The following is a 25,720-nucleotide window of genomic DNA, read 5'->3' on the forward strand; positions in this document are numbered from 1 at the left end:
AGTAACGCCGCCCCAGCGAGTGCTAAAGCCCGTTACAGGTCAGAATGAGTGAATGATCTGGCCGAGCACTTCCATGGCGCGCTCCGACGTCTTGCCCCATGGGTGGCCGTAGTTCAAGCGCGCGCAGTGATTGAATGCCCGCTTGGCGGAAAAGATAGGCCCCGGCGCCAGGCTGATGCCTTGGGCGAGCGCCAACTGGAACAACTTCAAGGCGTTCACCTGCTCCGGGAACTCGAACCAGAGAAAGTACCCGCCATTCGGCCGGGTGACCCGCGTGCTTTTCGGGAAGTGCCGGGCCGCTGCCGCGAGCATGGCTTGCTGCTGCAACTCGAGGCTGTGCCTGAGTTTGCGCAAGTGCCGGTCAAAGCCTCCATGTTGCAGGTAATCTGCCAGCGCCGCCTGGCTGGGGATCGCCGGGGAAATGGTCGTCATCAGTTTGAGCTGGGCGAGTTTCTGGGTGTACCGCCCCCCGGCCACCCAGCCCACCCGGTAACCCGGTGCCAAGCACTTGGAGAACGAGCCACAGTGCATGAACAGACCATCGTTATCGTACCCTTTGAGCGGGCGGGTAGGGCGGAAGCCGAAATGTAGCTCGGCGTAAACGTCGTCCTCGATCAGGGGGATCTGGTGGCGATGCAGCAAGTCGCTGAGGCGCTGCTTGCTGCTGTCGGACAGGCTGGCACCGATCGGGTTTTGAAAGCTGCTCATGAACCAGCAGGCCTTGATCGGCAATGTCGCCAGGCTTTCTTCAAGGCGGTCGAGGTCGATGCCGTCGCGCGGATGTATCGGGATCTCGACCGCCTTGAGTTTCAAGCGTTCGAGTACCTGCAAGGAGGCATAGAAGGCTGGCGCCTCGATTGCCACCAGGTCGCCGGGTTCGGTCACCGCCTGCAAGCACAGGTTCAGCGCTTCCATCGCACCGTTGGTAATGACCAGTTCCTCCATGGGGAGCATCACCCCGGTCATCATGTAGCGCATGGCAACCTGGCGTTTCAGCTCGGCGTTGCCATCGGTCTGGTCGGCAATGATGGCGTGCGGGGACAGTTGCCGCAGGCCCTGACTCATCGAGCGTGCCAGCCGAGCCAGCGGGAAAAGGTCGGCGCTGGGGAAGGCTGAGCCAAACGGAACGGTATGCGGGTTTTTCAACGAGCCGAGTACCGAGAACACCAACTCGCTGACGTCCACATCGGTGGCGGCGGCGTCGTGCGCCTGCATGGCGGGCTCGGCCAGGGCTTGCTGTACATGCTCGCGCACGTAGTAGCCAGAGCGCTCTCGCGCTTGGATCAGGCCGCGATCTTCGAGCAGATAATAGGCCTTGAACACGGTGGCCGGGCTGACGTTATAGGTGTTGCACGCCTGGCGAACCGAAGGGATGCGATCGTTCGCCGCCAGCACGCCTTCGCGAATCAAGGCAGAGATTTCATCGGCGAGCTTTTCATAACGCTTGAGCTTGATCATCTGATCTGCCTCCGGTTCAAAGGCGGCAGTATAAAGGAGCACAGCTTGGCCATGCTCGGTGGATAGCATCGAGTGTGGAAAATTTATCTGATCCGTTTTTTTTGCATTCATCTGAAGCTAAACAGGTCAGTTCCGGAGGTTCATCATGCGCCTGCCTTAAATCAATGGCGGACGCGAACCCGCCGGGGAATCAAGATGTTCGGAAAACTCAGCTTGGAGGCTGTGCCATGGCACGAGCCGATCGTAATGATGACGCTGGCCTGTGTCGCCGTGCTCGGCGCGGCACTGGTCATGGCGATCACCTATTACAAAAAATGGGGTTACCTGTGGCGTGAGTGGTTGACGTCCGTGGACCACAAACGCATTGGTGTGATGTATATCGTCGTTGCGCTGGTGATGCTACTGCGCGGCTTTGCCGACGCCATCATGATGCGCAGCCAATTGGCACTGGCGACCGACGGCAGCACCGGCTACCTGCCCCCGGAACACTACGACCAGATCTTCTCCGCCCACGGCGTGATCATGATCATCTTCATGGCCATGCCGTTCTTCACCGGTTTGATGAACATCGTGCTGCCCCTGCAGATCGGTGCTCGCGACGTGGCCTTTCCGTTTCTGAACTCGCTGAGCTTCTGGTTGCTGGTCGCGGGCGCGGCGTTAGTGAACATTTCTCTGGGCGTGGGCGAGTTCGCCAAAACAGGCTGGATCGCTTACCCGCCGCTTTCCGAACTGGGCTACAGCCCTGGGGTGGGGGTCGATTACTACATCTGGGCGTTGCAGATTTCAGGTATCGGTACAACGCTGACAGGGGTGAATTTTCTGGTCACGGTGCTGAAGATGCGCGCACCGGGCATGAAGCTGTTGGACATGCCTATCTTCACCTGGACCTGCACTTGGGCCAACGTGTTGATCGTCAGTTCGTTCCCGATCCTGACTGCCGCGCTGGCCATGTTGACGCTCGATCGATACCTGGGCTTCCACCTGTTCACCAACGATCTGGGCGGCAACCCCATGATGTACGTGAACCTGTTCTGGGCCTGGGGCCACCCGGAGGTCTATATCCTCGTTTTGCCAGCCTTCGGCATCTATTCGGAGGTGGTGTCTACGTTCGCCGGCAAGGCATTGTTCGGCCATCGCTCGATGATCTACGCCAGCGGTGCAATCACCTTCATGGGTTTCATGGTGTGGCTGCACCACTTCTTTACGATGGGGTCCGGGGCAAACGTCAATGCCTTCTTCGGCATTGCGACAACGCTGATTTCGATTCCGACCGGCGCGAAACTGTTCAACTGGCTGTTCACGATATTCCGTGGCCGGCTGCGCTTCACCACGCCGGTGTGGTGGACACTGAGTTTCATGGTGATCTTCACCCTGGGTGGGATGACCGGCGTACTGCTGGCGGTGCCGGGTGCCGACTTCGTGTTGCACAACAGCCTGTTCGTGGTGGCGCACTTTCACAACGTGATCATCGGCGGCGCGGTATTTGGTTATCTGGCCGGCATGGCGTTCTGGTTCCCGAAAGTGTTCGGCTTCACGTTGGATGAAAAATGGGGCAAGGCGGCCATTGCATTCTGGTCGGTGGGCTTCCTGATGGCCTTCATGCCACTGTATGCGCTGGGCTTCATGGGTATGACCCGCCGCCTGAACCATACCGACAACCCCGCCTGGACGCCTTGGCTGCATATCGCGATGGTTGGTGCGGTGTTGATCGCTATCGGTATCGCCTGCCAGTTGATTCAGTTGTACGTGAGCTTCAAGCGCCGTCACGAGCATGTCGACGCCACTGGCGACCCTTGGGGCGGCCGTACCCTGGAGTGGTCTACCTCGTCGCCGGCGCCATTCTACAATTTTGCAGTGGTGCCCAAGGTACATGGCCTCGACGCCTGGCATGAGATCAAGCAGCGCGGCGAGGCCCAGCCGGTGACCTATCGGCCGATCCATATGCCCAACAACACCGCCACCGGTGTGGTGCTCGGGGGGCTGATCGGCCTGTTCGGGTTTGCGATGGTCTGGCACATCTGGTGGCTAGTGATCGCTTCGCTGGTTGCAAGCATCGCGTGTTTCATCCGCCATGCTGCGCGGGATGACGAAGGCTACTACGTCAGCGTTGAGGACATCGAGAAAATCGAAAATGCCCGACTGCGCGCTACGGCGACCCATGCCAAGGCCCAGAACGCACGGGCTGGCTGACGGCAACGGACAGTCGATCATCGGGGGCCGGCAGGCCTAAGGCTATTCCGAAAGAGTCTTTCGGCCTAAGAAAAACCCTGCTTATATTTTGCGTAACAACCTGTTATGACAAGTTATGAGTAGCCATGGCCCCGTTGATTCCGCTGTCTCCCGTGCCGCTGTTCACGCAGTTGAAAGATACGCTGCGGCAGAAGATTCTCGAAGGCGAATACCCGCCGATGAGCAAGCTGCCGTCTGAATACCAGCTGTGCAGCCGCTACTCAGTGAGCCGCATCACCGTGCGCCAGGCCTTGGGTGACCTGCAAAAAGACGGGCTGATCTTCAAGATTCCCGGCAAAGGCACCTTCGTCGCCAAGCCCAAGGCGTTTCAGAACGTGACCACCTTGCGCGGCCTCGGCGAGGCGGTGCAGGCCCAGGGTTATGAAGTGCTCAACCAGGTGCGAAGCCTGCGCACACTGCCGGCCAATGCCGCGGTCGCGCAGCGCCTGCAGCTCAAGGAAGGCGCGCCGGTGTTGCAGATCAAACGGGTGCGGCTGATCAACCGCGAGCCGGTGTCGCTGGAAGTGACCTACCTGCCGGCATCGTTGGCCGACGTGGTCGGCCGCGCCGACCTGGCCAGCCGTGACCTGTTCCTGATCCTCGAAAACGACGCCGGCATCGCCCTCGGCCATGCCGACCTGGCGGTCGATGCGATCCTTGCCGACAGCGAACTGGCCGCCGCGCTGGGGGTAGAGGAGGGCGGGCCGATCATGCGCATCGAACGCCTGACCCACGACGCCCAGGGCGCGCCGCTGGACTACGAATTTCTCTACTACCGCGGCGATGCCTTTCAATATCGGCTGCGCATCGACCGCCACAAGGGGGCGACCCAATGAGCGACTACCCAACCCTGGAGCGCGAGTACGACATCGTGGTCATCGGCGGCGGCACTGCCGGCCCCATGGCGGCGATCAAGGCCAAGGAGCAGAACCGTGAACTGAAGGTGCTGCTGCTCGACAAAGCCAACGTCAAGCGCAGCGGTGCGATCAGCATGGGCATGGATGGCCTGAACAACGCGGTGATCCCCGGCCACGCCACGCCTGAGCAGTACACCCGGGAAATCACCGTCGCCAACGACGGCATCGTCGACCAGGCCGCGGTGCTGGCCTACGCCGAGCACAGTTTTGCCACGATCGAGCAGCTCGACCGCTGGGGCGTGAAGTTCGAGAAGGACGAAACGGGTGACTACGCGGTGAAGAAGGTCCACCACATGGGCGCCTACGTGCTGCCCATGCCTGAAGGCCACGACATCAAGAAAGTACTGTACCGCCAGCTCAAGCGTGGCCGGGTCGAGATCACCAACCGCGTGATCGCCACCCGCCTGCTGCTCGACGAACACGGCGCCGCCAGCGGCGTGATGGGCTTCGACTGCCGCAGCGGGGCGTTCCATGTGATCAAGGCCAAGGCGGTGATCCTCTGCTGCGGCGCCGCCGGCCGCCTTGGCCTGCCCGCGTCTGGCTACCTGATGGGCACCTACGAGAACCCCACCAACGCTGGCGACGGTTACGCCATGGCCTACCATGCCGGTGCCCGCCTGGCTAACCTCGAGTGCTTTCAGATCAACCCGTTGATCAAGGACTACAACGGCCCGGCCTGCGCCTACGTGACCGGCCCGCTGGGTGGCTACACCGCCAACAACAAGGGCGAGCGGTTCATCGAGTGCGACTACTGGAGCGGCCAGATGATGTGGGAGTTCCACCAGGAACTCGAAGGCGGCAACGGCCCGGTGTTCCTCAAGCTCGATCACTTGGCCGAAGAAACCATCCAGACCATCGAAACCATTCTGCACAGCAACGAGCGCCCCAGCCGCGGCCAGTTTCATGCCGGGCGTGGCACCGACTACCGGCAGAAAATGGTCGAGATGCACATTTCCGAAATCGGTTTTTGCAGCGGCCACAGCGCCTCGGGCGTGTGGGTCAACGCCCGCGCCGAAACCTCGGTGCAAGGCCTCTATTCGGCCGGTGACATGGCCGCGGTGCCACACAACTACATGCTGGGCGCCTTCACCTATGGCTGGTTCGCCGGGGTCAATGCCGCCGCCTATGTGGCCGGCCGCGAGCACCCGCCGGTGCCGGCCGCCCAGGTCGCCGCCGAGCGCGCCCGGGTGTACGCGCCGCTGCTGCGCGAACACGGCCTGGCCCCAGCCCAGGTGGAGTACAAGCTGCGGCGCATGGTCAACGATTACCTGCAGCCGCCCAAGGTCACCCGCAAAATGGAAATCGGCCTGGAGCGCTTTGCCGCGATTGCCCATGACATCGACCAGATCAAGGCGCACAACCCCCACGAACTGATGCGCGCGCTGGAAGTCAGCGTGATCCGTGACTGCGCTGAAATGGCCGCGCGGGCGTCGTTGTTCCGCGAAGAGAGCCGCTGGGGCCTGTACCACCACCGCGTCGACCATCCGCGGCGTGACGATGCCCAGTGGTTCTGCCACACCCACCTGGCCAAGGGCGCCGACGGCGCGATGGCCTCGAGCAAAGTGCCGGTGGAGCCCTACGTGGTGCCACTGGCTGAAGACGAACTCACCGCCTATGACCGGCTGCGCGTCGCGCCCGGCCACGCGGCCTGACTGGCGGAGTTGCCCATGGCCTTCCAACCCCAGGATATTTTTCTGCGCAGCAGCGCCCCGGTCACCGTCGATGCCGACAAGTGCATTGCCGACAAGGGCTGCACCGTGTGCGTAGACGTGTGCCCGATGGACCTGCTGGCCATCGACCCAGCCAGCCAGAAGGCCTACATGGCCTTCGACGAATGCTGGTACTGCATGCCCTGTGAAACCGACTGCCCCACCGGCGCGGTGAAAGTGGAGATCCCGTACCTGCTGCGCTGAGCCCTGAACACCCAGAAAATCAAGAAAATGCCCACCGGCCAACCACCGGAAGCCTGACCGCCGCACCCCCTCGTTTCCCACCGGCCCGACGCCCGGCGGAAGCGACAGCACTTCATAGACTCGAGGGGAACCACCCATGCTACGCACCGCTTTGGCCGGCCTTGCCCTGGCCGCCTTTACCCTGAGCGCCCAGGCGCAGACCATCCGTATCGCCATCGGCACCCAGGACACCACCATCAATTGCGCCGCCGGCGGGTTGATGATCCGTGAGCTGGGGCTGCTGCAAAAGTACTTGCCCCACAGTGGCCAGTACCAGAATGCCGACTACGACATTCAATGGAAGAACTTCACCAGCGGCGCGCCACTGACCAATGAAATGGTCGCCGGCAAGCTCGGCTTCGGCGCCATGGCCGACTTCCCCGGCGCGCTCAACGGCGTGGCCCATGAAGCCGGCGGGCGCCACAGCCTGTTCATCAACGTGCTCAGCGGCAGTGTGCAGGGCAGCGGCAACGGCATCGTGGTGCCGAAGGACTCCCCCGCGCAGTCGCTGGCAGACCTCAAGGGCCAGGTGATCTCCGTACCCTTCGCGTCCACTGCCCACGGCATGCTGCTGCGGGCGATTGCCGCGCAAGGCTGGGACCCGCAAACCGACGTGACGATCATCGCGCAGCCGCCGGAAGTCGCCGGTTCCGCGCTGCAGGCCAACAAGGTCGCGGCCCACGCCGACTTCGTGCCGTTCGCCGAGCTGTTCGAGAGCAAGGGCTTCGCGCGCAAGATCTACGACGGCTCCCAGGCCAAGGCACCGACCTTCCACGGCGCGTTGGTCGAAGAAGACTTCGCCAGGCAGTACCCGGAAATCGTCGTCGCATACCTGCGCGCCACGATCGAGGCCAACCAGTTGCTGGCGGCCGAGCCAGAGAAGTACAGCGAGCTGATCGAAAAGGTCACCGGCATCGATGCCAGCGTGGCCTACCTCTATCACGGCCCGCTGGGCCTGCAAACCCGCGACCTGACTTGGAAGCCTGAGTATCGCCAAGCGGTGAGCACCGCGATCGATACGCTGAAGCTGCTGAAAAAGGCCGACCGCGGGCTGAACACCGAGACCTTCATCGACGACCGTTACATCCGCCAGGCGTTCAAGGCTCAAGGCCTGGACTACAACGCGGCCCTGGCCAACTACGCGGCACAACCGCTCAGCGGCAAAGACGCCGGCACCGGCAAGCCCATCACCGACGTACGCCACCTGGCCCAGGTGTGGGTGCAGGGCGAGCCCCTGGTGCGCAGCTACAGCAGCGCCCAGCAGGCCCTGGCCGAGGTGGCCCGGCTGAAGGCCGCCGGCAAGGGCATTCGCGCGGTGTACACCCAGGCTGAAGGCAGCGGCATCAAGCTGTTGGCCCAGCAAGCCTGGTTCGTGCAAGGCCAGGCCGGTGCGCTGACGGCCTTTTTGCTCAAGGCCGATGCCACGGCCTACGCCCAAGCCCACGGCGGTGAGGTGAAAGACTACGCCGGGGTCACCGCCACCGCCGTGGCGGTGCGTTGAACCATGGCCGGCGCTGAACGTTACCGTTGGGGCGTGCGCGGGCTGTCGTTGCTGCTGTGCCTGCTGGCCTGGCAGTTGCTGGCCCGGCAGCACGCCGACCTTGGCCTGGTGACCTTCCGCAACGTGCCGCCGCCGGCCGACGTGCTGCGGGCGCTGGAGGCGTTGTTCGCCTCCGGCACCTGGAGCCGGCACCTGCTCGCCAGCCTGGCGCGGGTTGGCGAAGGCTACGGCGTGGCGGCGCTGCTGGGGATTGCCCTGGGCGTGGCGATTGGCCGCTCGCGCTGGGCGGCTGATGTGCTGCTACCGCCCTTGGAGGTGCTGCGGCCGATCCCGGCGGTGGCGTGGATCCCGCTGGCGATCCTGATGTTTCCATCGTCGGAGCTGTCGATGGTGTTCATCACCTTCACCGGCGCGCTGTTCCCGATCCTGCTCAACACCGTGCACGGTGTCGAGGCGATCGACCGCCGCCTGGTGGCCGCCGCCCGCGGCCTGGGCGCCGGGCGCTGGGCCTTGCTGCGCGAGGTGGTATTGCCCGGCGCCGCGCCCAGCGTAGTCACCGGCCTGGCGATCGGCATGGGCACCTCGTGGTTCTGCCTGGTCACCGCCGAGATGATCTCCGGCCAATGGGGCATTGGCTATTACACCTGGGAGGCCTACACGTTGCAAAACTACCCCGACATCATCGTCGGCATGCTGCTGATCGGGCTGTTCGGCCTGCTCAGCAGCCTGCTGGTCAAGCGCCTGGGGGCCTGGGCCATGCCCTGGTATGCCGCCGGCGGGGCCCGTTCATGAGTGCCGGGCGCGTCACCGGCGCCAGCGTGAGCCTCCGCCTGGGCGAGGGTGCGCAGGCCTTCGAGGCACTGCAAGCGGTCAGTTTCAGCGTTGAGCCGGGGCAGTTCGCCTGCCTGCTGGGGCCCTCGGGCTGCGGCAAGTCGACCCTGCTGGGCGCCCTGGCCGGGCACCTGCGGCCCTCCAGCGGCCAATTGGCGTTGGACGGCCAGGCAATTGCTGGCCCGGCACCAGAGCGCGGCATGGTGTTTCAGCAGCACACCTTGCTGCCGTGGCGCACGGTGCTCGACAACGTCGCCTTCGGCTTGAAGATGCAAGGTATCGGCCGCGCCGAGCGCCACGCCCGGGCGCGGGAAATGCTCAGTTGGGTGGGCCTGGAGGGGTTCGAACGGCATTGGCCGCGGCAGTTGTCTGGCGGTATGCAGCAGCGCGCGGAGATCGCCCGGGTGTTGATCAACCGGCCGCGGGTGTTGCTGATGGACGAACCCTTCGGCGCACTCGATGCCTTGACCCGCGCGCACATGCAGCAGTTGCTGCTGAGCATCTGGCAACGCCTGGGGACCACGGTGCTGTTTGTGACCCACGACCTTGACGAAGCCCTGCTGCTGGGGGACCGGGTACTGATGATGAGCGCGCGCCCCGGGCGGCTGATCGACGACATTGCCTTGCCGTTCGCCCGGCCGCGGGCCGAGGCGCTGCTGGGCGACCCTCAATTCATGGCGCTGAAGCGCCACTGCCTGGCGCTGCTGCACCCCGATCACCGGCCCTTGCCGCGGCTCACGCCGCTCGGCCTGCCGACCGATTTCACCGACACGAAGATAGCCTTATGACCGTGACCTGCGACAACCCCGACATCGCCGCGCTGCTGCCGCGCCTGGCCGCCACCGACCCCGGTGTGCGGCGCATTGCGCTGATTGAGCTCGCCGACCTCGGCGAGCCTGAGGCGCTGCCCTGGCTCACCGCCGCGCTGGCCGGCGACAGCGACCCCAGTGTCCGCCTGGAGGCCGCCGCGCGGCTGGAGGCCTGGGAGGAACCGGCCGTGGTTCAGGCCTTGTGCGAAGCACTGGCCGACCGCGAGCGCGCGGTCGGCGAGGCGGCCGCGCAAAGCCTGGCGCAGCTCAAAAGCAGCGAGGCCGGGGCGCTGCTGCTGCCCTGGGCACACCACTCGGAGGCGTTCGTGCGGGTCAGCGCCCTGCGCGCGCTGCGCGAATTACGCTTGCCGGCCAGTGCCGAGGTGGCCTTGGCCGCACTGGCGGACCCCGCCGCGGCGATCCGCCGTGAAGCGGTCGGCATCCTTGGCTGGCTGCACCACACCCCCGCGGTACCGGCGCTGGCCCAGCGCCTGGCCGAGGATGAAGACGACCAAGTGCGCCGCGCCGCCGCTGGTGCGCTCGGCTTTGCCGCTCAGCCAGCGGTGGTGCAGGCCCTGCAAGGCGCCCTGGGTGACCCGGCCTGGGCCGTGCGCGAAGAGGCCGCCACCACCCTGGGCAAGGTGGGCGACGCCAGCGCCGGCGCGGCCCTGGTGCAGGCATTGGCCGATGGCTACTGGCAAGTGCGCCTGCGCGCGGCGCGCGCCCTTGGCCGCCTCAAGCTGGCTGAAGCACAACCGGCATTGATCAGCCTGCTCGGCCATGGCATCAGCAACCTGCGCAAAGAAGCCGCGCTGGCCTTGGGGGAACTGGGCGATGAGCTGGCCGTAAGCGCCCTGCAGGCCGCCGCCGAAGACAGCGACCCGGAGGTGCGCAAGGCGGTGCGCATTGCCCTGGTGCAATTGCAGCGATGAACGCACCGAGGGCGATCCGTAACCGCCGCGGCGAGGGCGTGCTGGAGCTCGACTGGCCGGGGCAGGGCACCCAGGCCCTGGCCCATGCGCGCCTGCGTGCGGCTTGCCCGTGCTCGGCCTGCCGCGCCGCGCGCCTGGGCGGGCGCATCGACAGCGCCCAGGCGGGGGTTCGCGTGGAGCAGGTGGTGGCCCAAGGTTATGGGGTGCAGTTGGTGTTCAGCGATGGCCATGCCCGGGGGATTTACCCTTGGGCATATTTGGCGGGGATGAAGTAGGACGCTTTACACATTCGCCGAGCGCCATGGGCAACGGCCAGCATTGGCATCAGTCAAACCCCTCTTGGCGTGGCCGCTTGACACCTTCGGCGATCAGTTGCGCCAGCTCGGCAATACGCTGTTCATCATCAGGCAACCGGCTGATCGCAATGCGCAGCCCAGGCTGTGGCTGGTCACCGCTAAAGCAATGCGAACCGCTGCCCAGCACCACGCCCTGCGACGCCAGGCTGACGATCGCCGCGGTTTCGTCAGCGACCGGTAGCCAGAGCGACAAGCCGGTGCCTTCATCTACTTTGAACCCTCGCTCCGCCAGCGCGCGGGTGAGCGTTTGCCGGCGCCAGGCGTAACGCTGGCGAGCATTTTCGAGCGTTGCAACCGCGGAGGGATCCGTCAGCAAGAACGCCAGCGCGCCCTGAAAGATCCGGCTGGTCATCGCCACGCGGTCACTGCGGTAGTTTTCAATGGCCTGGATGAGCCTGGCCGCCCCGCCTAATACGGATGTTCGCAGGTCAACGCCGAACGCCCGGCAGTAGGCGCGTACCAAGAGGGTACGCTCAGGCAGCCGTTCGGCCATGCTGTGCGCGGGCGCGGTGGAAACCGTGCCCATGTGATCGTCTTCCAGCACCACCACATGCGGGTAGTCAGCAAGTACTTCTGCCAATTGGTCGCGGCGCTGCGCCGTCAACGCCGACCCGGTCGGCAGTTGCGCGCGCAACTGGTAGAGCAGCGCGGTGGGGCTTTGCGCCAGCGCTGCTCGCAACGATTGAGGCAGCGGGCCCTGGTAATCGCACTGCACGGCAATTGCCCGTACCTTCAACAGCTCGAGCAAGCCGAGCAACCGTGGGCTGGTGGGTTCTTCGATAGCGAGCGCGTCACCTGGGTGCAGCGATGCCTGCAACGCCAGCAGCATGCCTTCGGTACCACCCCCAGCGGTGGTCCACGCCTGCACCTGCGCCGGCCAGGTCGGCGCAACCGCCGTACGCAACGCTTCGATCATGTGCTCTTTTTCTGCTGCGTGCAGGTGTTTGACCTGTAGCCCGGCCGCCAAGGCCGGCGCCAGGTCCGGTTGTAAGGTTGGGTCGGCGCTTGCGCGTGACAGATCGATCGCTGCCCAGTGGGGCTCTTGCACCGCAAGCCATTGCCTGGGAGCAAGAGTGACGGTGCCCTGGGCCGGTACAGCGGCCGGGCTGACGGCAACGGTGCCTCCGCGGCGGCGTGTTTCGATAAGCCCCCGATCACGCAGCGCACTCCAGGCCGCGGCCACGGTGCCCGCGCTGGTACCCAGCACAGCGGCGAATTCACGCACGGTTGGCAAGCGCGCACCGTGGGGCACCGTACCTGCTTGGATCAACTCCGCCAGGGCCGTGGCGATGCCATCACTGGCCACGGATTCTATGTGGCCAGCTAACCACAGGCTTTGCACTGGCTGTAGCACAGCGGTCTCCTGAATTGCGCTGGCTGAGCAGCGGGGAAGGGCGGAGGAACTCGTAGGTACATATCTGAAAACATAAAAATATGATCACGGCCGTGTACGCCGGCAGGCCACTCTATGTGATCGCCCAGGATAAATCCATGGAGTCTGTGCCTTCCCTATATACCTATTTAGAAGCGTTTTATGGCAATTCCTGGTTATGTTCATTTGTTCTGAACATAACGGTTCGTGGTTATTAGGTAATGCGTACAAAGTATTTTGACAGGTAACGGAGCCTTTCTATTGTGCAGCCCGAACTTGCCCTGCCTGGGCTTGAGGGATCGACGGCACATGAAAAAATACTTGCTGCTACGCATAGGCTCCGCGCTGGTCACGCTATGGCTGATGTCAGTCCTGGTGTTCGTCAGCGTGCGCCTGATCGGCGATCCCACTCACCTGTTGTTACCCCCTGAAGCCACTGCCCAAGACCGTGAAGTACTGCGCGAGCAGATGGGGCTGAACAAACCCGTGCTGCTGCAGTACGGCATCTATGCCGGCAACCTGCTGCGTGGCGATGTGGGAGCATCCTTTATCACCGGGCAGCCGGCGCTTGAGGTGCTGCTCCCGCGTGTGGTGCCCAGCATCCTGTTGGCGGGTACCGCCTTGCTGTTGAGTGTGGTGTTCGGCGTGCCAGCGGGTATCGCCGCCGCGCAACGCCCGCGGGGCAACCTTGCCCGTGTCGCCGATGGAATCGCCGCCCTTGGGCTGGCCGCGCCAGCCTTTTTGGTCGCGTTACTGCTGATTCGCTGGTTGTCAGTCGACCTTCGCTGGCTGCCCACCAATGGCTATGGTTCGCTCGCGCATCTGGTCATTCCGGCGCTGTCGCTGAGCCTTTATTCAACCGCCGCCCTCTACAAACTCACACAGTCGACCATGGCCGACATTCTGCGCGCTGACTTCATTCGCTTTGCGCGTATCAAGGGCATCTCGCAACGCGCGGTCATCTTCAAGCACGCGCTGAAGAACGCCAGCTTGCCGATTTTGACGTTCACCGCATCGCAGTTCGGCTTGCTGATCGCAGGTGCAGTGTCGGTCGAGGTGATCTTTGGCTGGCCTGGCATCGGCGGCGCCATGGTCGATGCGATCTCACAGTTCGACTACAGCGTGATCCAGGCCGTTGCGCTGGTGGTGGTGCTGTTGTTCGTGCTCATCAATCTCATCGTCGACGTCTTGTACGGTTGGCTCGACCCGAGGATTCGTCTTGCGAATTGATCATTACCTGGCACCGGCTTTCCTGGCCGTGGTGGTGCTTGCCGCGTTGCTTGCACCTTGGTTGCCGCTGTTCAGCCGTGACGCTATCGACCTGGGCGCGGCGTTGCAGGCCCCCTCCGCCGCGCATTGGTTCGGCACCGATAACCTGGGCCGCGACACCTTTACCCGCGTGGTGTATGGCAGCCGCACCTCGCTGTCGATTGTCGCCGCCGCGGTGGGCGCCGGCGGCGGGCTGGGTTGCCTGTTGGGGTTGCTGGCGGGTTATCGCGGAGGCTGGTTCGACGCGATCATCATGCGCGCGGCAGATCTGCAGTACAGCTTGCCGCCGGTGATCCTGGCGCTGGTCGCGACGGTTGCGCTCGGCACCGGCATCCTCAATTTGGTGATGGCGATTTCACTGGCCACCTGGCCACGCTTTGCGCGCATCGTGCGCGCCGAGGCCCTGCATCTGCGCCAACGGGACTTTGTGCTGCTCGCCGAGTTGGGCGGTGCTTCGGTGGCAAGAGTGCTCGGCTGCCACCTGTTGCCGAACATGCTGAACACCGTGCTGGTGCTGGTTACCCTCGATATTGGTTTGATCGTCACCCTGGAAGCCACCTTGAGCTTTCTCGGCCTCGGCGTGCAGCCGCCAGACCCGTCATGGGGCACCATGATTGCCGATGGCCGTGGATACCTTACCCAGGCCTGGTGGCTCACTGCTATGCCCGGCGCGGTGCTGGTGCTGACCATTCTGGCGGTCAATGTGACCGGTAAGCGGCTGCGCCAGGGCAATGGGTCCAGGCTGGAGGTGGCCGTTGTCTAGCCCTGTGCTTGAGGTCAAGAACCTGGCTGTCGAGGTCGTGACTGCCCATGGTGTGATACGCCCCGTCGATGACGTCAGTTTCGCCGTCGAGGCTGGCCGTACCCTGGCGTTGGTCGGTGAGTCCGGTTCGGGCAAGTCGCTGAGCTGTCTGTCTTTGCTGCGAGTGCTACCCCAGGGCGCGCGGGTGGTGGGCGGTAAGATCAGTTTCGAAGGGCAGGACCTATTGGGGTTGCCGGACGACGCGATGCATCGCCTGCGCGGCAGCCGCATCGGCACCGTGCTGCAGGACCCGCACACCTCGCTCGACCCATTGTTCAGCGTGGGGCGGCAGATCAGCGAGATCATCGATTACCAGTTGGCGCCGGGCCGCGGCGTGAGCCGCCAGCGCAGTGTCGAGGCCATGCGCCGAGTGCATATCCCGGCGGCCGAGGAACGTTATGGCAGCTACCCCCATCAATTCTCGGGCGGCATGCGCCAGCGCGCGGCAATCGCCATGGCGGTGGCGTGTAATCCTGGCCTGCTGATCGCCGACGAGCCGACTACCGCGCTCGACGTCACGCTGCGTATGCAGGTTCTGCGGCTGCTCGCAGAGCTTCAGGCCGAGCACCGCATGGCGATGCTTTTGGTGACCCACGACTTGCACATCGTGCGTTACTTCAGCGACGACATCGCGGTGATGTACGCCGGCCGCATCGTCGAGCAGGGGCCCGTGGAGCAGGTGTTCGAGGCACCTGCACACCCATACACCGCCTCGTTGTTGCAGGCGATCCCGAAGCTTTCACGTCGGCGCCCACGCCTGTTGGCCATCGAAGGCCAACCGCCGGCGTTTTCGGCGTTGCCTGATGGCTGCCGTTTCGCCCCCCGCTGCCCGCTCGCCGAGCCACGCTGCCATCAGCAATACCCTGATTGGCAGCCCAGGTTTTCGGAGCAGGGCAGCCGGGCCCAAGGCGCTGCCTGTTGGCGCAGCGATGAACTACTCAGCGGGAAGGTGAGCCTTCAATGAGCGCGTTTATTTCCATCAAGGATGTGCACAAGGTCTACCCGGTAGGCGCCGGCCTGCTGCGCGCCGGGCACGCCTTGCACGCGGTGCGAGGTGTGTCACTGGAGGTGCCGCGTGGCGGCACCTATGGCCTGGTGGGCGAGTCTGGCTCAGGCAAGAGTACCGTGGCGAAGATCATCATGGGCGCAGAGCGGCCCAGCGCGGGCGCTGTGCAGATCGACGGCCGGGCAATGGACGGCAGCCAACGCGCCTTGGCCTGGTTGCGCACCTGCTTGCAGCCCGTACTGCAAGACCCGTACGGTTCGCTCAACCCCACATTGCGGGTGCGTGAGTTGATCGATGAACCGTTGCGCATCCACCGCAAGGGCCTCGGTGCCCGGCAGATGACCTTACGGGTCAATCACCTCATGGAACAGGTGGGCCTGCCGGAGGCATTGGCCTCGCGCCATCCCGCCGAGTTGAGCGGAGGCCAGAAGCAACGCGTGGCGATCGCGCGGGCACTGGCCTTGGCGCCCCAGTGCCTGGTACTTGACGAGCCCGTGTCGGCGCTCGATGTCTCGGTGCAGGCGCAGGTGCTTAACCTTCTACAAGACATGCAGGTGGCCAGCAGCCTGACCTACCTGCTGATTTCCCACGACCTGGCCGTCGTGGCGCACATGAGTGACTACGTCGGGGTGATGTATCTGGGCACCGTGCAGGAGCAGGGGCCGGTGGAGTCGGTGCTCGAGGCGCCTCGCCATCCCTACACGCGCGCGCTGATCGCGGCGGCGGAGCCTGCTCGCGGCAGCCTCACCGCGGCGTTGCAGGGTGAGGTGCCGTCGCCTTTACGGCCGCCCTCGGGCTGCGCGTTTCACCCGCGCTGCCCGCTTGCGACCCAGCGTTGCCGCGAAAAGGCCCCCCCACTTCGGCAAGTGGCACCGGCGCACTTTGCCGCTTGCCACCACGCTTGAGCACCGCTACCGCCCTTTGACGTTTCAGGAAACCTACCATGAGCGATACACAGCACGACAACGAACACGCGGTTGAACGGCCCGCCGCGCTAGGGCGCCGGAGCCTGCTGAAGGCCTCCATGGCCCTGGCCGCGGCTGCGGGCCTCGCACCCGCCACGGCCACCTGGGCGGCGGCGGGGCAAGGCCCGGCGGTAGACACCGATACGCTGGTGATCGGCCTCGACAAAGGTTTCGTCAACCTGAACGGGGTGGTGGCAGGCACCGGTGACTCTGACCGCTATACCCTGCAAGTGTTTGACCGGCTCTATGCTTTCGACGCTCAAGGTACATTGCAGCCAAGCCTGGCCACCGCCTTCGAAATTGCCCATGACGGCCTCAGCTACACCTATCGGCTACGGCCCGGGGTCACCTTTCATCACGGCGGTGAGCTGAGCGCCGATGACGTCAAGTTCACCATGGAATTCGCCCTTGACCCGGCCAACAAGAGCGCGCGGCGTGCTTTTTTCGCGCCGTTCGTAGAGCGCGTCGAAGTGCTAGGCCCCCTCACCGTGCGCTTTCACCTCAGCCAGCCAGACGGCGCCTTTCATAACAAGCTTGCCGGCTACCTGCCTATTATCCCGCGCCATTACGATCTGGCCGGCAACGCCGGCGCCGTGAGCGCGCTGGAATTTTTCGCGCGCAGCCCGGTGGCTGCCGGCCCCTATCGGGTGGTGTCGTTGAGTGCTGATGGCAACCTGCTGGAATTGGAGCGTTACGAGGGCTACTGGGGCGCCAAGCCCGCGATCAAGCGCATAGTGTTCCGTGCCATCAAAGACCCCACCAACCGCCTGAATGCGTTGCTGGCCGGGGAAATTGACCTCGTGGTGGGCGTCCCGGCGCAGGACTTCTCGCGCTTGAAGGCGGCCGCGGATTTTACCGCCGTCGCCAACCCGGTGGCCGCGCCGCTATTGGTGCGCCCGTACACCACCGACCCTCAGCTGCCGCTTTCCGAAGTAAAGGTACGCCAGGCACTGAACTACGCACTGGACAAGAACGCCATCATCAAAACCGTCTTGCAGGGGATCGGCGAGCCCTTGGCCAGCGGTATTTCGCGCCACTACCCCTACGGCTTCGACGCCACCTTGCAGCCGTACCCCTACGACCCGGCGAAGGCGAGGGAGCTGCTCAAGGCGGCAGGCTTCGCCAAGGGGTTCAACACCAAGCTGCTTATTTCCAGCGATACGCCCAAGGAAGTCGCCGAGGCTGTGGCGGCCTACTGGTCGCAGGTCGGCGTTATCGCACAGATCCAAGTGGTCGATTACGCCACTTGGGTCAGCTGGAACGACACCCGTCGGACCACTCCGATGACGGTGCAACAGGTGGCCAACGCCATCTACGACCCTTCACATCCGGTCGGCGGCCTGTTCGTGAAGTCAGGTGCGTGGTCCGACTACAGCCACCCCGAGGTAGAGGCGTTGTTCGCCGAGGCTGCGCGCACCAGTGATACCGCGGGGCGCAGCGCGTTGTTCCAGCGCATCAGCCGGATCCTGCATGACGATGCGGCGGCGATTTTCATTTCAGAAATTCATCGCGTCTATGGCCGCAAGAAACGCCTGCAATGGTCACCCACCGAAGGCACTGCCGCGCTGCGCCTCCATGAAGCGCGCTGGGCGTGATGGCCACCTCATTTTCCAAGATGACAACCTGTACGGCATACCCATGAACACTTTTGAGCTGTTGCAACAACGCGTCCACGACGACTTGCGCTTGCTGGGAGAGGCACCCGAAAACTGGGTTCCCGATCATCTGGGCAGTGATCACGATGTGGTCGTGGTCGGCGGCGGGCAGAGTGGTGTAACCACCGCGTTTGCCTTGGCGCGTGCCGGGGTGACCCGCACCTCGGTCATCGAAAGCCGCCGGCCGGCGAGCACCGGTGCCTGGCGCGCTAAAGCGCGCATGCGCAACCTGCGCACCGCAAAAAGCAGCGCGGGCCCGGACCTGGATATTCCTTCGCTGACCTTCCGCGCCTGGTACGAGGCGCAGCATGGGCTGGCGGCCTATGACGCGCTGCCACGGATCCCGACCAGCGAGTGGGCCAGGTATCTGGAGTGGTTGCGCGAGCAAGCCGGTGTTGAAGTGCGTTTTGGCATTGAGCTGCTGCGTATCGAACCCCACGCCGGGCTGTTGCGCTTGCACCTGCGAGAGGGCGCCCGGACGTTTACCGAGACCACCCGCAAGGTGGTGCTGGCCACCGGTATCGCGGGCAGTGGCGCGCCGTATATTCCCGAGGCCATCAGCGAGGCGCTACCCGCCCGGATCGTTGCTCACACTGACGCACCTATCGATTTCGCGGCACTGGCTGGGCGCACGGTGGCGATAATCGGCGCGGGCTCCGCGGCGTTCGATGCCGCGGCGACGGCCTTGGAGGCGGGCGCGGCGTGGGTCCATCTGTATTGCCGGCATGCGCGGCTGGCAGCGGCTTCGAACATGGGCACGTTGAAGTATCCAGCGGCCCAGGAGAACTTTGCCAGCCTGCCCGATGCGGTGCGTTGGAAGCTGGCCTGGCATTTTCGCGAGCGGTCGCCGGGGCCGACGCCGGAGGTGGTCGCCCGCGCGACCCGCTTCGAGAACTTTACCGTGCACTTGGAGGCCAGCGACCTGAAGGCTGGCTTCGATGGTGAGCGCGCCGTGCTCGCCAGCCGTGGCCTGCGGGTGCAGGCGGACCACGTCATTGCCGGCACTGGTTACCGCTGCGATCTGGCTTTGCGCGACGAGCTCAAAGGGGTTGCCGAGCATATCGCGCTGTGGCGCGACCGTTATGCAATGCCTGATGCCGAGTTGCTGCGCCCCAACGCCGGTTATCCGTACCTAGGCCCGGGGTACCAGTTTCAGCCGCGGGTACCGGGCACCACACCCTGGGTTGAAAACATCTACTGCTTCAACTTCGCCGCGATCACCAGCTTCGGGCGCCACGTCGGTGACGTCGGCAGCATTCGTTTTGGCGTGCCGAGGCTGGTGCGCCACCTGGTCGAGGATTTCTTTCTCGAGGACATCGACCAACAGGTTGCCCGCTTGCTGAGCGAAGTACCGGCGGAGCTGCATTTCGACGACTACGCCCATGCCGTGGCGGGCGCCCCTGAAGCACCGGCGGGCTGATTGCCCGACCCTCACGAGGAGATACCGAGAATGACCCTGCCCGCCACGACGCCCGAGCTGGATATACGCCCATTGACCGTGCGCACCGGTGCCGAAGTTCACGGAGTACGGCTGGCTGGTGACCTGCCGCAAAGCACGGTGGCTGCGCTGCGCCAGGCGCTGCTGAAATATAAGGTACTGTTCTTCCGCGGGCAGGGGCACCTTGACGAGGCCGACCATGAAGCGTTTACCGCGCGCTTCGGCCCGCTTCAGGGGCACCCCGCGCGCGCTGCGCTGCAAGGCACGAAAGCGACGTTGAACCTGGACAGCCGCGATACCCGCTCCAGCACCTGGCACGCTGACTTGACCTTTCTCAATGCATTTCCTGCGTTATCGGTGCTACGCGGCGTGGAGATTCCCGCGCTCGGAGGTGACACGCTGTGGGCCAATACCGCAGCGGCGTATACCTACTTGCCCAAACCCTTGAAAGGTTTGGTGGGCGAGCTATGGGCGGTGCACAGTAACGTCTATGACAGCAGCGCGCTGGTGCCCGCGGGGTCAAGCACGGCTGCCAGCTTTCACGCGGAACTGGCGAAAAAACGTGTCATCGAGACCGAGCATCCGCTCGTTCACGTACACCCGGAAACCGGCGAGCGCGCTTTGCTGCTCGGTCATTTCATCAAGCGTTTGGTGGGCTTCAACAGCGCCGACTCGGCCCGCTTGTTGGCCATTCTCCACGACCACGCCACGGCTCACGAGAACATCGTGCGCTGGCGCTGGCAACCAGGCGATGTGGCGATCTGGGATAACCGCGCGACATTGCACAAGGCTGTCGATGACTACAACGATGCTCCGCGGGTGGTGCGCCGGGTTACCGTCAGCGGTACTTTCGCGACCGCCATCGATGGCAAAAGCAGTGTAACCCGTACTTCAGACGCCAGCGTGGGGGCGGCATGAACCTATCGCTGAGCGCCGAACAATCGAGGGTCCAGGGGCTGGCACGTGAATTGGCCAGAGATGCCTTTGCCGCGCGCGCGGAGCACTACGACCAACTGGCCGAAGTCCCTCTCCAGAACCTGGCCGACCTTCGCCACCACGGGCTGCTGGGGTTGGTCATCGGCCGCGACGTGGGTGGGGCGGGGGGCGGCATTCAAGGTGATGACCCGTTGGCCTACCTGCTAGCGCTGGAGCAGATAGCCCAGGTATGCCTGGCCACCAGCCATTGCCTGCAGGTGCACTGCCACGCTGCACATTACATCGACCAGACCGCGACCCTAGCGCAGCGCCAGCGTATTCTGGGCGATGTCATAGACAACGGCGCGCTGATGACAACCCTGGGCAGCGAGCCCGGGCGAACGGCCCGCGGCGCGCGCCACCAGACGACCGCCCGGGCGCGTGAGGGGGGCTGGCAGCTGGACGGTGTAAAGAACTACGCCACATTGGCCAGTGCTTCGCGATACTTGCTGGTACTGGCAGACGGAGTATTCGGCGCGGCGGTCAATCCAACAAGCCCCGAGGGTGAGCGTTTTGTTGCCCAGCAGCGGGTTGCGTTCGCCGTACCGGTCTCGGCGCCGGGCGTTTCGTTCGTGGAGGGCTCGTGGGACCCGCTCGGCATGCGCGCCGCCGTGAGCCCGACAGTGAAACTGGACGCGGTAAAGGTAGGCTGGGCCGATACCATCGGGGCTTGCAACGAGCATTTCAGCGGGCAATGGTCGGTGAAGGCTGACCTCGGGTTCGCCGCGCAATACGTAGGCGCGGCGGAGGGCATCCTGCAAGCAGCGATCAGCGCGATTACCCGCCGGGGTACCGCGGATGACACCCATGTACAACGGCACGTGGGCCGCCTGCGGTTCGCCATCGACGGTGCCCGCGGCTTGCTTTATCGCGCGGCCTGGTTGTGGACCCAGGCGGATAAAGCCGAGGCCGCCCAGGCCTCGTTGGGCGCCAAGCACCAGGCCATCGATGTGGCGCAGCAGCTGCTCGATGGCGTGGTTCAGATTGCCGGGCCTAGCCATTTTGGTGCTGCCTCGGCGTTGGCCCGGAAGTACCGTGACCTGCGCTTTTTGACCATGCGCGAACACCTGGACCGAACCGCGGCGCAGGTAGGCAAAGCGCTGCTGCAGGGGCCCGCCACCGCGGCCGGTTTGGCGCTTGAAGCCTCGGAGCATGGCGCATGAGCCGGAAAACGATTTGTAAACAGATCATCGGGCGAGCGGGCTACGCCGCCTGAAACCACCCCGCACCAGAACGTAAATACCCTTCGCCAGCGGACCACCGCAACGAGCCCACTTGGGGCTCTGTCCATGAGCATCGTGCCGAGCATGGTTTTCACGAGAGCCCCTGCCACAACAAGCAGGCACCTAGGCTGTGCCTGAACAGGAGCATCGAGCGTGTACAAGTCACCCCTGGCATTGATGGTTTCACTCTCCACCTTGGCGCAATACGCGGCGGCCGCCGGCTTTATCGACGACAGCCAACTGACGTTAAGCCTGCGCAACAACCATTTCACCACGGATAACCGTGAAAGCCGCGGCAAGATCGGCAACGCCGCCTACACCGGGCAGAACAAGGAATGGGGCCAGGCCTTCGTGCTCAGCTATGCCTCTGGTTACACACTTGGGGTGGTTGGTTTTGGTATCGATGCGTTGGGCCAACTGGGCGTTCGTTTGGATGGCGGCGGTAAAGCCGGGAAGGCCGGCGTGAGCCGTACACCGGGGCAGTTGTTTCCGCTGGAGTCGGACAACAGCGCGGTAGACGACTACGCCAAGCTGGGCCTGACGGGCAAGGCGCGCTTTGCCAAGAGCGAGCTGCGTGTGGGTACGCTGCAGCCCAAGCTGCCGGTCCTGCTCTCCAACGATGGGCGGCTGTTGCCGCAAACCTATGAGGGCTACCAGCTGACCTCCAAGGACATCAAGAACCTGACCTTGGTGGGTGGCCTGATCGAGCATGCCGTGGGGCGCTCCTCCACCAACGATACCGGGCTCGCGGTGAACGGCGGCACCCGGCAAAGCAACAAGTTCACCTATGCCGGTGGCGATTGGGCGGTAACGCCGGCGCTGACGGCTCAGTACTACTACGGCAAGCTCGAGGACTATTACGTTCAGCACTTCGTAGGGCTGACACATGTGCTGCCTATCGCGAATGATCAGTCGCTCAAGACAGACCTGCGTTACTTCCGCACCAGTGCCGATGGCGCCAACGACACCGCGGCGGGCCGTGCCGAAGGCTATGCCGGCGCCGGGTATGCCAGCACCACCGGCAAGATCGACAGCCGGGTCTGGAGCGCCGCGTTCACCTACACCCTGGGCAGCCACACGCTGATGGTCGGCCAACAGCAATTGTCTGGCGGTAGCGGTTTTTATCAGGTTGCGCAGAACTCCTTGCCCAATGAAGGGGCTGGCCCTGGCAGTTACTACCTGCTCACCGACCGGCAGGTCAGTAGCTTCATTCGCGCGGGGGAGCGTACCCGCTTTGCCCAATACAGCTACGACTTCGCCGGCTTGGGCGTGCCGGGCTTGAGTGCCTCGATGATCTACCTCAAAGGCGATGAGATACGCACCGCCAATGGGCCTGACCAGCACGAGTGGGAACGCGACATCGCCCTGGACTACGTCGTTCAGGGCGGACCGTTGAAGGGCGTGACGTTCTCGGTTCGCCAGGCATCGCTGCGCAGCGGAGCGGTCAGCGACCTGGACCAGACACGGCTGCTGGTGAACTACAAGCTGAGGCTGCTTTGAGCGCGCTGGGTAAGACTACAGAACAGGAGCGTGAGCATGGGCGACCATGAGATAGATACACAGCGCCGTCATATCCTGAAGATGGCTGGGCTGGCTGCCGGTGCCGTGGCCTTTGCGGGCACCGGGCCGGCCTGGGCGTCTTCGAGCGCTACGCCGGCCATCGATCGCGACACTTTGGTGGTTGGCCTGGACAAAAGCTTCGCCAACCTCAACGCCGTGGTGGCGGTGACCAGCGATTCGGATCGTTACACCTTATTGGTGTTCGATCGGCTCTATGCCTTCGACAAGGTCGGTAACCTGCGGCCAAGCCTGGCGACCTCGGTCGAGGTTTCAGCCGATGGCCTTGCGTATACCTTCCAGCTCCGTAAGGGTGTTCAGTTTCATCACGGCGGGGAGCTCTCGGCGGCTGACGTGAAGTTCACCATGGAGCTGGCGTTGGACCCGGCGACCAAAAGCTCGCGGCGCCCGTTCTTCGCGCCCTATGTCGACGGCGTGGACGTGCTGGGTGAGCACACGGTGCGTTTTCGCTTGAAGCAACCCGACGGTGCCTTCCAGAACAAGTTGGCAGGGTACCTGCCGATCCTCCCCGCGAATTACGGTTCCAGCGTGCCAGCGGTGGAGTTCTTTTCCCGTACACCGGTTGCCACCGGGGCTTACAGGGTCAAGGCCTTCAGCGCCGACGGCAACCAGCTTGAGCTTGAGCGCTTCGAAGGTTATTGGGGGCGCAAGCCCGCCATCCGCCGTATCGTGATGCGCACCATCAAGGATGAAACCAATCGGCTCAATGCCCTGCTCGCCGGTGAGGTCGATGTCGTCGTCGGTGTCGCGCCGCAAAGCTTCGCGGCGCTCAACGCCAGCGCGGGTTTGGCGGCGATTGCCAACCCGGTGGCTTCGCCGTTGATCATTCGGCCCTACACCCGCGACCCGAGCCTGCCGCTGTCTCACCGTGAGGTGCGCCAGGCGCTGAACTACGCGATCGATAAGGACGCGATCATCAAGACCGTGCAATACGGCATCGGCGAGCCGTTGGCCAGTGGCATTTCTCGCTACTACCCCTACGGCGCCAACCCGGCGCTCAAACCCTATCCCTATGACCCTGCCAAGGCGCGGCAGTTGTTGGCCGCCGCGGGCTTCGCCAACGGCTTCAGTACCAAGCTGTTGTGCCCCAACGACTACCCCAAGGGCCTGAGCGAAGCGATCGCGGCGTACTGGGGGCAGGTGGGGGTCAAGGTCGAGATCCAACTCTTGGATTACGCCACCTTCGTGCAATGGAACGACACCCGGCGTACCACGCCGATGACCGTGCAGCAGGGTGCCAATGCGATCTACGACCCGGTGCACACAGTTGGCGGCATCTTCGTGAAATCCGGAGCCTGGTCGGATTACAGCAACCCTGGCGTCGAGGCGCTGTTTGCCGAGGTTGCGCCGATTGTAGACACCCGCGTGCGTGGGGAAATCTTCCAGCGTATCGGCCAGATCCTGCACGACGACGCGGCGGCGATCTTTCTCTCTGAAATCCACCGGGTCTATGGGCGCAAGCGTGCCCTGGACTGGACCCCTAGCCAAGGTACCGCGGCACTGAACTTCCTTGAGGCGCGCTGGGCATGAGCGCGTGTCTTACACCCTTAGGAGAACGGTAATGAGCGACAACCTTTCATTCAGCGCGGTCCTGCGGGTACAGCGCCTGCAGCCGCTGATCGGGGCCGAGGTGAGCGGGCTCGACTTGCGTGAGCCATTGAGCGCTGCCCATCGCGAGCAGATCCGCGCGCTGCTCTTGCGCCATAAGGTGCTTGTTTTTCGTGATCAACCGATCGATCGCCAGCAGCACCTGGCCTTCGCGGCTGAGTTTGGCGCGGTCTACGATCACCCCACCACGGCCAAGCCAGAAGGCGCTCAGCCAGGTATTGATTTGATCTCGGCTGTAGAAGCGCGGCGGCGGGTGAAGAAGCTTCAATACGGCGCCTGGCATACCGACACCAGTTGGGACGTTCGGCCGGTGCTGGGGGGTATCCTCCGGGCTATCCATGTGCCTGAGGTGGGCGGCGACACTGTCTGGGTCGATGCCGCGCAGGTGTATGCGGGGTTGCCCGACGACCTGAAAGAGACGATCGACCGCCTGCATTTGGTTCACGACCATCACAAAGCGCTGCAACAAGCCGGAGTCAATCAGCCGATCGTGGCCCACCCATTGGTACGGACTCACCCGGAAACGGGGGAGACGGTATTGTACGCCAACTTCTTGCAAAACCCCTCGATCCTGGGGTGGGAGCCGGCGGCCAGCGAGGCGCTGCTCGAGCGCCTACGGCGTGAAGTCACCCGGCCGGAGTTTCAGGTCAGGGTGTCTTGGCGCAAGGACTCGATCGTGTTCTGGGATAACCGCGCCACGCTGCACTATGCGGTGCAGAACTACGGTGATTTCCCGCGGGTGATGGAGCGGGTGCTGGTTGCCAGTGACGACATCCCGCACCGCAAGGTGGCCACGCCGGCTTGATGCCGGCGAACACCGATGCGTGCAAACCCAACGGCCCTC

22 protein-coding genes are annotated in these 25,720 nt (G+C 64.1%); 20 read left to right on the forward strand and 2 right to left on the reverse strand.

Annotation, left to right across the window (positions count from 1 at the left end; genetic code table 11):
• Positions 1-39: 39 nt before the first annotated feature.
• Entirely contained in the window at positions 40-1,458 is a 1,419-nt protein-coding gene (locus ACFZCE_RS16825) for an aminotransferase class I/II-fold pyridoxal phosphate-dependent enzyme (protein ID WP_390941183.1), read from the reverse strand.
• Between the two features lie 195 nt (positions 1,459-1,653).
• Between ACFZCE_RS16825 and cyoB the strand changes: the two genes are divergently transcribed.
• The 9 genes from cyoB to ACFZCE_RS16870 all read left to right on the forward strand — a co-directional run bounded on the left by cyoB (position 1,654) and on the right by ACFZCE_RS16870 (position 10,904).
• Positions 1,654-3,648: a cytochrome o ubiquinol oxidase subunit I gene (cyoB, locus tag ACFZCE_RS16830; RefSeq protein ID WP_390940968.1), complete on the forward strand. Its 1,995-nt coding sequence runs from the start codon at positions 1,654-1,656 to the stop codon at positions 3,646-3,648.
• Positions 3,649-3,773: 125 nt separating this feature from the next.
• The gene (locus tag ACFZCE_RS16835; RefSeq protein WP_390940970.1) at positions 3,774-4,523 is read left to right on the forward strand and encodes a UTRA domain-containing protein; all 750 of its coding nucleotides are present in this window, start codon (positions 3,774-3,776) and stop codon (positions 4,521-4,523) included.
• On the forward strand, positions 4,520-6,256 hold the full coding sequence (locus tag ACFZCE_RS16840) for a fumarate reductase/succinate dehydrogenase flavoprotein subunit (protein ID WP_390940972.1): 1,737 nt from the start codon (positions 4,520-4,522) through the stop codon (positions 6,254-6,256). Before ACFZCE_RS16835 ends, ACFZCE_RS16840 begins: the two co-directional genes overlap by 4 nt.
• Before the next feature lie 15 nt (positions 6,257-6,271).
• Positions 6,272-6,517, forward strand: a complete 246-nt coding sequence (locus tag ACFZCE_RS16845) for a 4Fe-4S dicluster domain-containing protein (protein WP_390940974.1) — start codon at positions 6,272-6,274, stop codon at positions 6,515-6,517.
• Positions 6,518-6,653: 136 nt separating this feature from the next.
• Complete coding sequence (locus tag ACFZCE_RS16850; protein ID WP_390940976.1) at positions 6,654-8,057, forward strand: ABC transporter substrate-binding protein; 1,404 nt, start codon at positions 6,654-6,656, stop codon at positions 8,055-8,057.
• A gap of 3 nt (positions 8,058-8,060) precedes the next feature.
• Positions 8,061-8,849 (forward strand): ABC transporter permease subunit, encoded by a 789-nt coding sequence (locus tag ACFZCE_RS16855; RefSeq protein ID WP_390940978.1) that lies wholly within the window; start codon positions 8,061-8,063, stop codon positions 8,847-8,849.
• Positions 8,846-9,676, forward strand: a complete 831-nt coding sequence (locus tag ACFZCE_RS16860) for an ATP-binding cassette domain-containing protein (RefSeq protein WP_390940980.1) — start codon at positions 8,846-8,848, stop codon at positions 9,674-9,676. The genes ACFZCE_RS16855 and ACFZCE_RS16860 overlap by 4 nt, the downstream gene beginning before the upstream one ends.
• Positions 9,673-10,629, forward strand: a complete 957-nt coding sequence (locus tag ACFZCE_RS16865) for a HEAT repeat domain-containing protein (protein WP_390940982.1) — start codon at positions 9,673-9,675, stop codon at positions 10,627-10,629. The genes ACFZCE_RS16860 and ACFZCE_RS16865 overlap by 4 nt, the downstream gene beginning before the upstream one ends.
• Positions 10,626-10,904: a gamma-butyrobetaine hydroxylase-like domain-containing protein gene (locus ACFZCE_RS16870; protein WP_390940984.1), complete on the forward strand. Its 279-nt coding sequence runs from the start codon at positions 10,626-10,628 to the stop codon at positions 10,902-10,904. Before ACFZCE_RS16865 ends, ACFZCE_RS16870 begins: the two co-directional genes overlap by 4 nt.
• Before the next feature lie 49 nt (positions 10,905-10,953).
• Here the strand turns inward: ACFZCE_RS16870 and ACFZCE_RS16875 are convergent, their stop codons facing one another.
• Positions 10,954-12,327, reverse strand: a complete 1,374-nt coding sequence (locus ACFZCE_RS16875; RefSeq protein ID WP_390940986.1) for an aminotransferase class I/II-fold pyridoxal phosphate-dependent enzyme — start codon at positions 12,325-12,327, stop codon at positions 10,954-10,956.
• Between the two features lie 339 nt (positions 12,328-12,666).
• Here ACFZCE_RS16875 and ACFZCE_RS16880 point away from each other — a divergent pair, with 339 nt between their 5' ends.
• The 11 genes from ACFZCE_RS16880 to ACFZCE_RS16930 all read left to right on the forward strand — a co-directional run bounded on the left by ACFZCE_RS16880 (position 12,667) and on the right by ACFZCE_RS16930 (position 25,681).
• Positions 12,667-13,587 carry an ABC transporter permease subunit gene (locus ACFZCE_RS16880; protein ID WP_390940988.1) on the forward strand — a complete coding sequence of 307 codons (921 nt, stop codon included), beginning with the start codon at positions 12,667-12,669 and terminating at the stop codon, positions 13,585-13,587.
• Positions 13,577-14,389 (forward strand): ABC transporter permease subunit, encoded by an 813-nt coding sequence (locus ACFZCE_RS16885; protein WP_390940990.1) that lies wholly within the window; start codon positions 13,577-13,579, stop codon positions 14,387-14,389. Before ACFZCE_RS16880 ends, ACFZCE_RS16885 begins: the two co-directional genes overlap by 11 nt.
• The gene (locus ACFZCE_RS16890) at positions 14,382-15,392 is read left to right on the forward strand and encodes an oligopeptide/dipeptide ABC transporter ATP-binding protein (RefSeq protein WP_390940992.1); all 1,011 of its coding nucleotides are present in this window, start codon (positions 14,382-14,384) and stop codon (positions 15,390-15,392) included. The genes ACFZCE_RS16885 and ACFZCE_RS16890 overlap by 8 nt, the downstream gene beginning before the upstream one ends.
• Positions 15,389-16,339: an oligopeptide/dipeptide ABC transporter ATP-binding protein gene (locus tag ACFZCE_RS16895; RefSeq protein ID WP_390940994.1), complete on the forward strand. Its 951-nt coding sequence runs from the start codon at positions 15,389-15,391 to the stop codon at positions 16,337-16,339. Before ACFZCE_RS16890 ends, ACFZCE_RS16895 begins: the two co-directional genes overlap by 4 nt.
• A gap of 38 nt (positions 16,340-16,377) precedes the next feature.
• Positions 16,378-17,994, forward strand: a complete 1,617-nt coding sequence (locus ACFZCE_RS16900) for an ABC transporter substrate-binding protein (RefSeq protein WP_390940996.1) — start codon at positions 16,378-16,380, stop codon at positions 17,992-17,994.
• Positions 17,995-18,037: 43 nt separating this feature from the next.
• A complete protein-coding gene (locus ACFZCE_RS16905; protein ID WP_390940998.1) occupies positions 18,038-19,474 on the forward strand; it encodes an FAD-dependent oxidoreductase in 1,437 nt (478 codons plus the stop codon).
• 30 nt (positions 19,475-19,504) lie between these two features.
• Entirely contained in the window at positions 19,505-20,410 is a 906-nt protein-coding gene (locus ACFZCE_RS16910; protein ID WP_390941000.1) for a TauD/TfdA family dioxygenase, read from the forward strand.
• On the forward strand, positions 20,407-21,630 hold the full coding sequence (locus tag ACFZCE_RS16915; protein WP_390941002.1) for an acyl-CoA dehydrogenase family protein: 1,224 nt from the start codon (positions 20,407-20,409) through the stop codon (positions 21,628-21,630). Before ACFZCE_RS16910 ends, ACFZCE_RS16915 begins: the two co-directional genes overlap by 4 nt.
• 213 nt (positions 21,631-21,843) lie before the next feature.
• Positions 21,844-23,190, forward strand: a complete 1,347-nt coding sequence (locus tag ACFZCE_RS16920) for an OprD family outer membrane porin (protein WP_390941004.1) — start codon at positions 21,844-21,846, stop codon at positions 23,188-23,190.
• 36 nt (positions 23,191-23,226) lie between these two features.
• Positions 23,227-24,798: an ABC transporter substrate-binding protein gene (locus ACFZCE_RS16925; RefSeq protein WP_390941006.1), complete on the forward strand. Its 1,572-nt coding sequence runs from the start codon at positions 23,227-23,229 to the stop codon at positions 24,796-24,798.
• A 31-nt stretch (positions 24,799-24,829) separates the two neighbouring features.
• Positions 24,830-25,681: a TauD/TfdA family dioxygenase gene (locus ACFZCE_RS16930; protein WP_390941008.1), complete on the forward strand. Its 852-nt coding sequence runs from the start codon at positions 24,830-24,832 to the stop codon at positions 25,679-25,681.
• Positions 25,682-25,720: the final 39 nt, after the last annotated feature.

Source organism: Pseudomonas sp. NPDC007930 (assembly GCF_042958985.1).
Taxonomy (GTDB): domain Bacteria; phylum Pseudomonadota; class Gammaproteobacteria; order Pseudomonadales; family Pseudomonadaceae; genus Aquipseudomonas.

What these genes read in the sequence shown, in the direction of transcription:
- ACFZCE_RS16825 (WP_390941183.1), bottom strand. Translation starts at nt 1,458, where the DNA reads ATGATCAAGCTCAAGCGTTATGAAAAGCTCGCCGATGAAATCTCTGCC.
- cyoB (WP_390940968.1), top strand. Translation starts at nt 1,654, where the DNA reads ATGTTCGGAAAACTCAGCTTGGAGGCTGTGCCATGGCACGAGCCGATC.
- ACFZCE_RS16835 (WP_390940970.1), top strand. Translation starts at nt 3,774, where the DNA reads ATGGCCCCGTTGATTCCGCTGTCTCCCGTGCCGCTGTTCACGCAGTTG.
- ACFZCE_RS16840 (WP_390940972.1), top strand. Translation starts at nt 4,520, where the DNA reads ATGAGCGACTACCCAACCCTGGAGCGCGAGTACGACATCGTGGTCATC.
- ACFZCE_RS16845 (WP_390940974.1), top strand. Translation starts at nt 6,272, where the DNA reads ATGGCCTTCCAACCCCAGGATATTTTTCTGCGCAGCAGCGCCCCGGTC.
- ACFZCE_RS16850 (WP_390940976.1), top strand. Translation starts at nt 6,654, where the DNA reads ATGCTACGCACCGCTTTGGCCGGCCTTGCCCTGGCCGCCTTTACCCTG.
- ACFZCE_RS16855 (WP_390940978.1), top strand. Translation starts at nt 8,061, where the DNA reads ATGGCCGGCGCTGAACGTTACCGTTGGGGCGTGCGCGGGCTGTCGTTG.
- ACFZCE_RS16860 (WP_390940980.1), top strand. Translation starts at nt 8,846, where the DNA reads ATGAGTGCCGGGCGCGTCACCGGCGCCAGCGTGAGCCTCCGCCTGGGC.
- ACFZCE_RS16865 (WP_390940982.1), top strand. Translation starts at nt 9,673, where the DNA reads ATGACCGTGACCTGCGACAACCCCGACATCGCCGCGCTGCTGCCGCGC.
- ACFZCE_RS16870 (WP_390940984.1), top strand. Translation starts at nt 10,626, where the DNA reads ATGAACGCACCGAGGGCGATCCGTAACCGCCGCGGCGAGGGCGTGCTG.
- ACFZCE_RS16880 (WP_390940988.1), top strand. Translation starts at nt 12,667, where the DNA reads ATGAAAAAATACTTGCTGCTACGCATAGGCTCCGCGCTGGTCACGCTA.
- ACFZCE_RS16895 (WP_390940994.1), top strand. Translation starts at nt 15,389, where the DNA reads ATGAGCGCGTTTATTTCCATCAAGGATGTGCACAAGGTCTACCCGGTA.
- ACFZCE_RS16900 (WP_390940996.1), top strand. Translation starts at nt 16,378, where the DNA reads ATGAGCGATACACAGCACGACAACGAACACGCGGTTGAACGGCCCGCC.
- ACFZCE_RS16905 (WP_390940998.1), top strand. Translation starts at nt 18,038, where the DNA reads ATGAACACTTTTGAGCTGTTGCAACAACGCGTCCACGACGACTTGCGC.
- ACFZCE_RS16910 (WP_390941000.1), top strand. Translation starts at nt 19,505, where the DNA reads ATGACCCTGCCCGCCACGACGCCCGAGCTGGATATACGCCCATTGACC.
- ACFZCE_RS16915 (WP_390941002.1), top strand. Translation starts at nt 20,407, where the DNA reads ATGAACCTATCGCTGAGCGCCGAACAATCGAGGGTCCAGGGGCTGGCA.
- ACFZCE_RS16925 (WP_390941006.1), top strand. Translation starts at nt 23,227, where the DNA reads ATGGGCGACCATGAGATAGATACACAGCGCCGTCATATCCTGAAGATG.
- ACFZCE_RS16930 (WP_390941008.1), top strand. Translation starts at nt 24,830, where the DNA reads ATGAGCGACAACCTTTCATTCAGCGCGGTCCTGCGGGTACAGCGCCTG.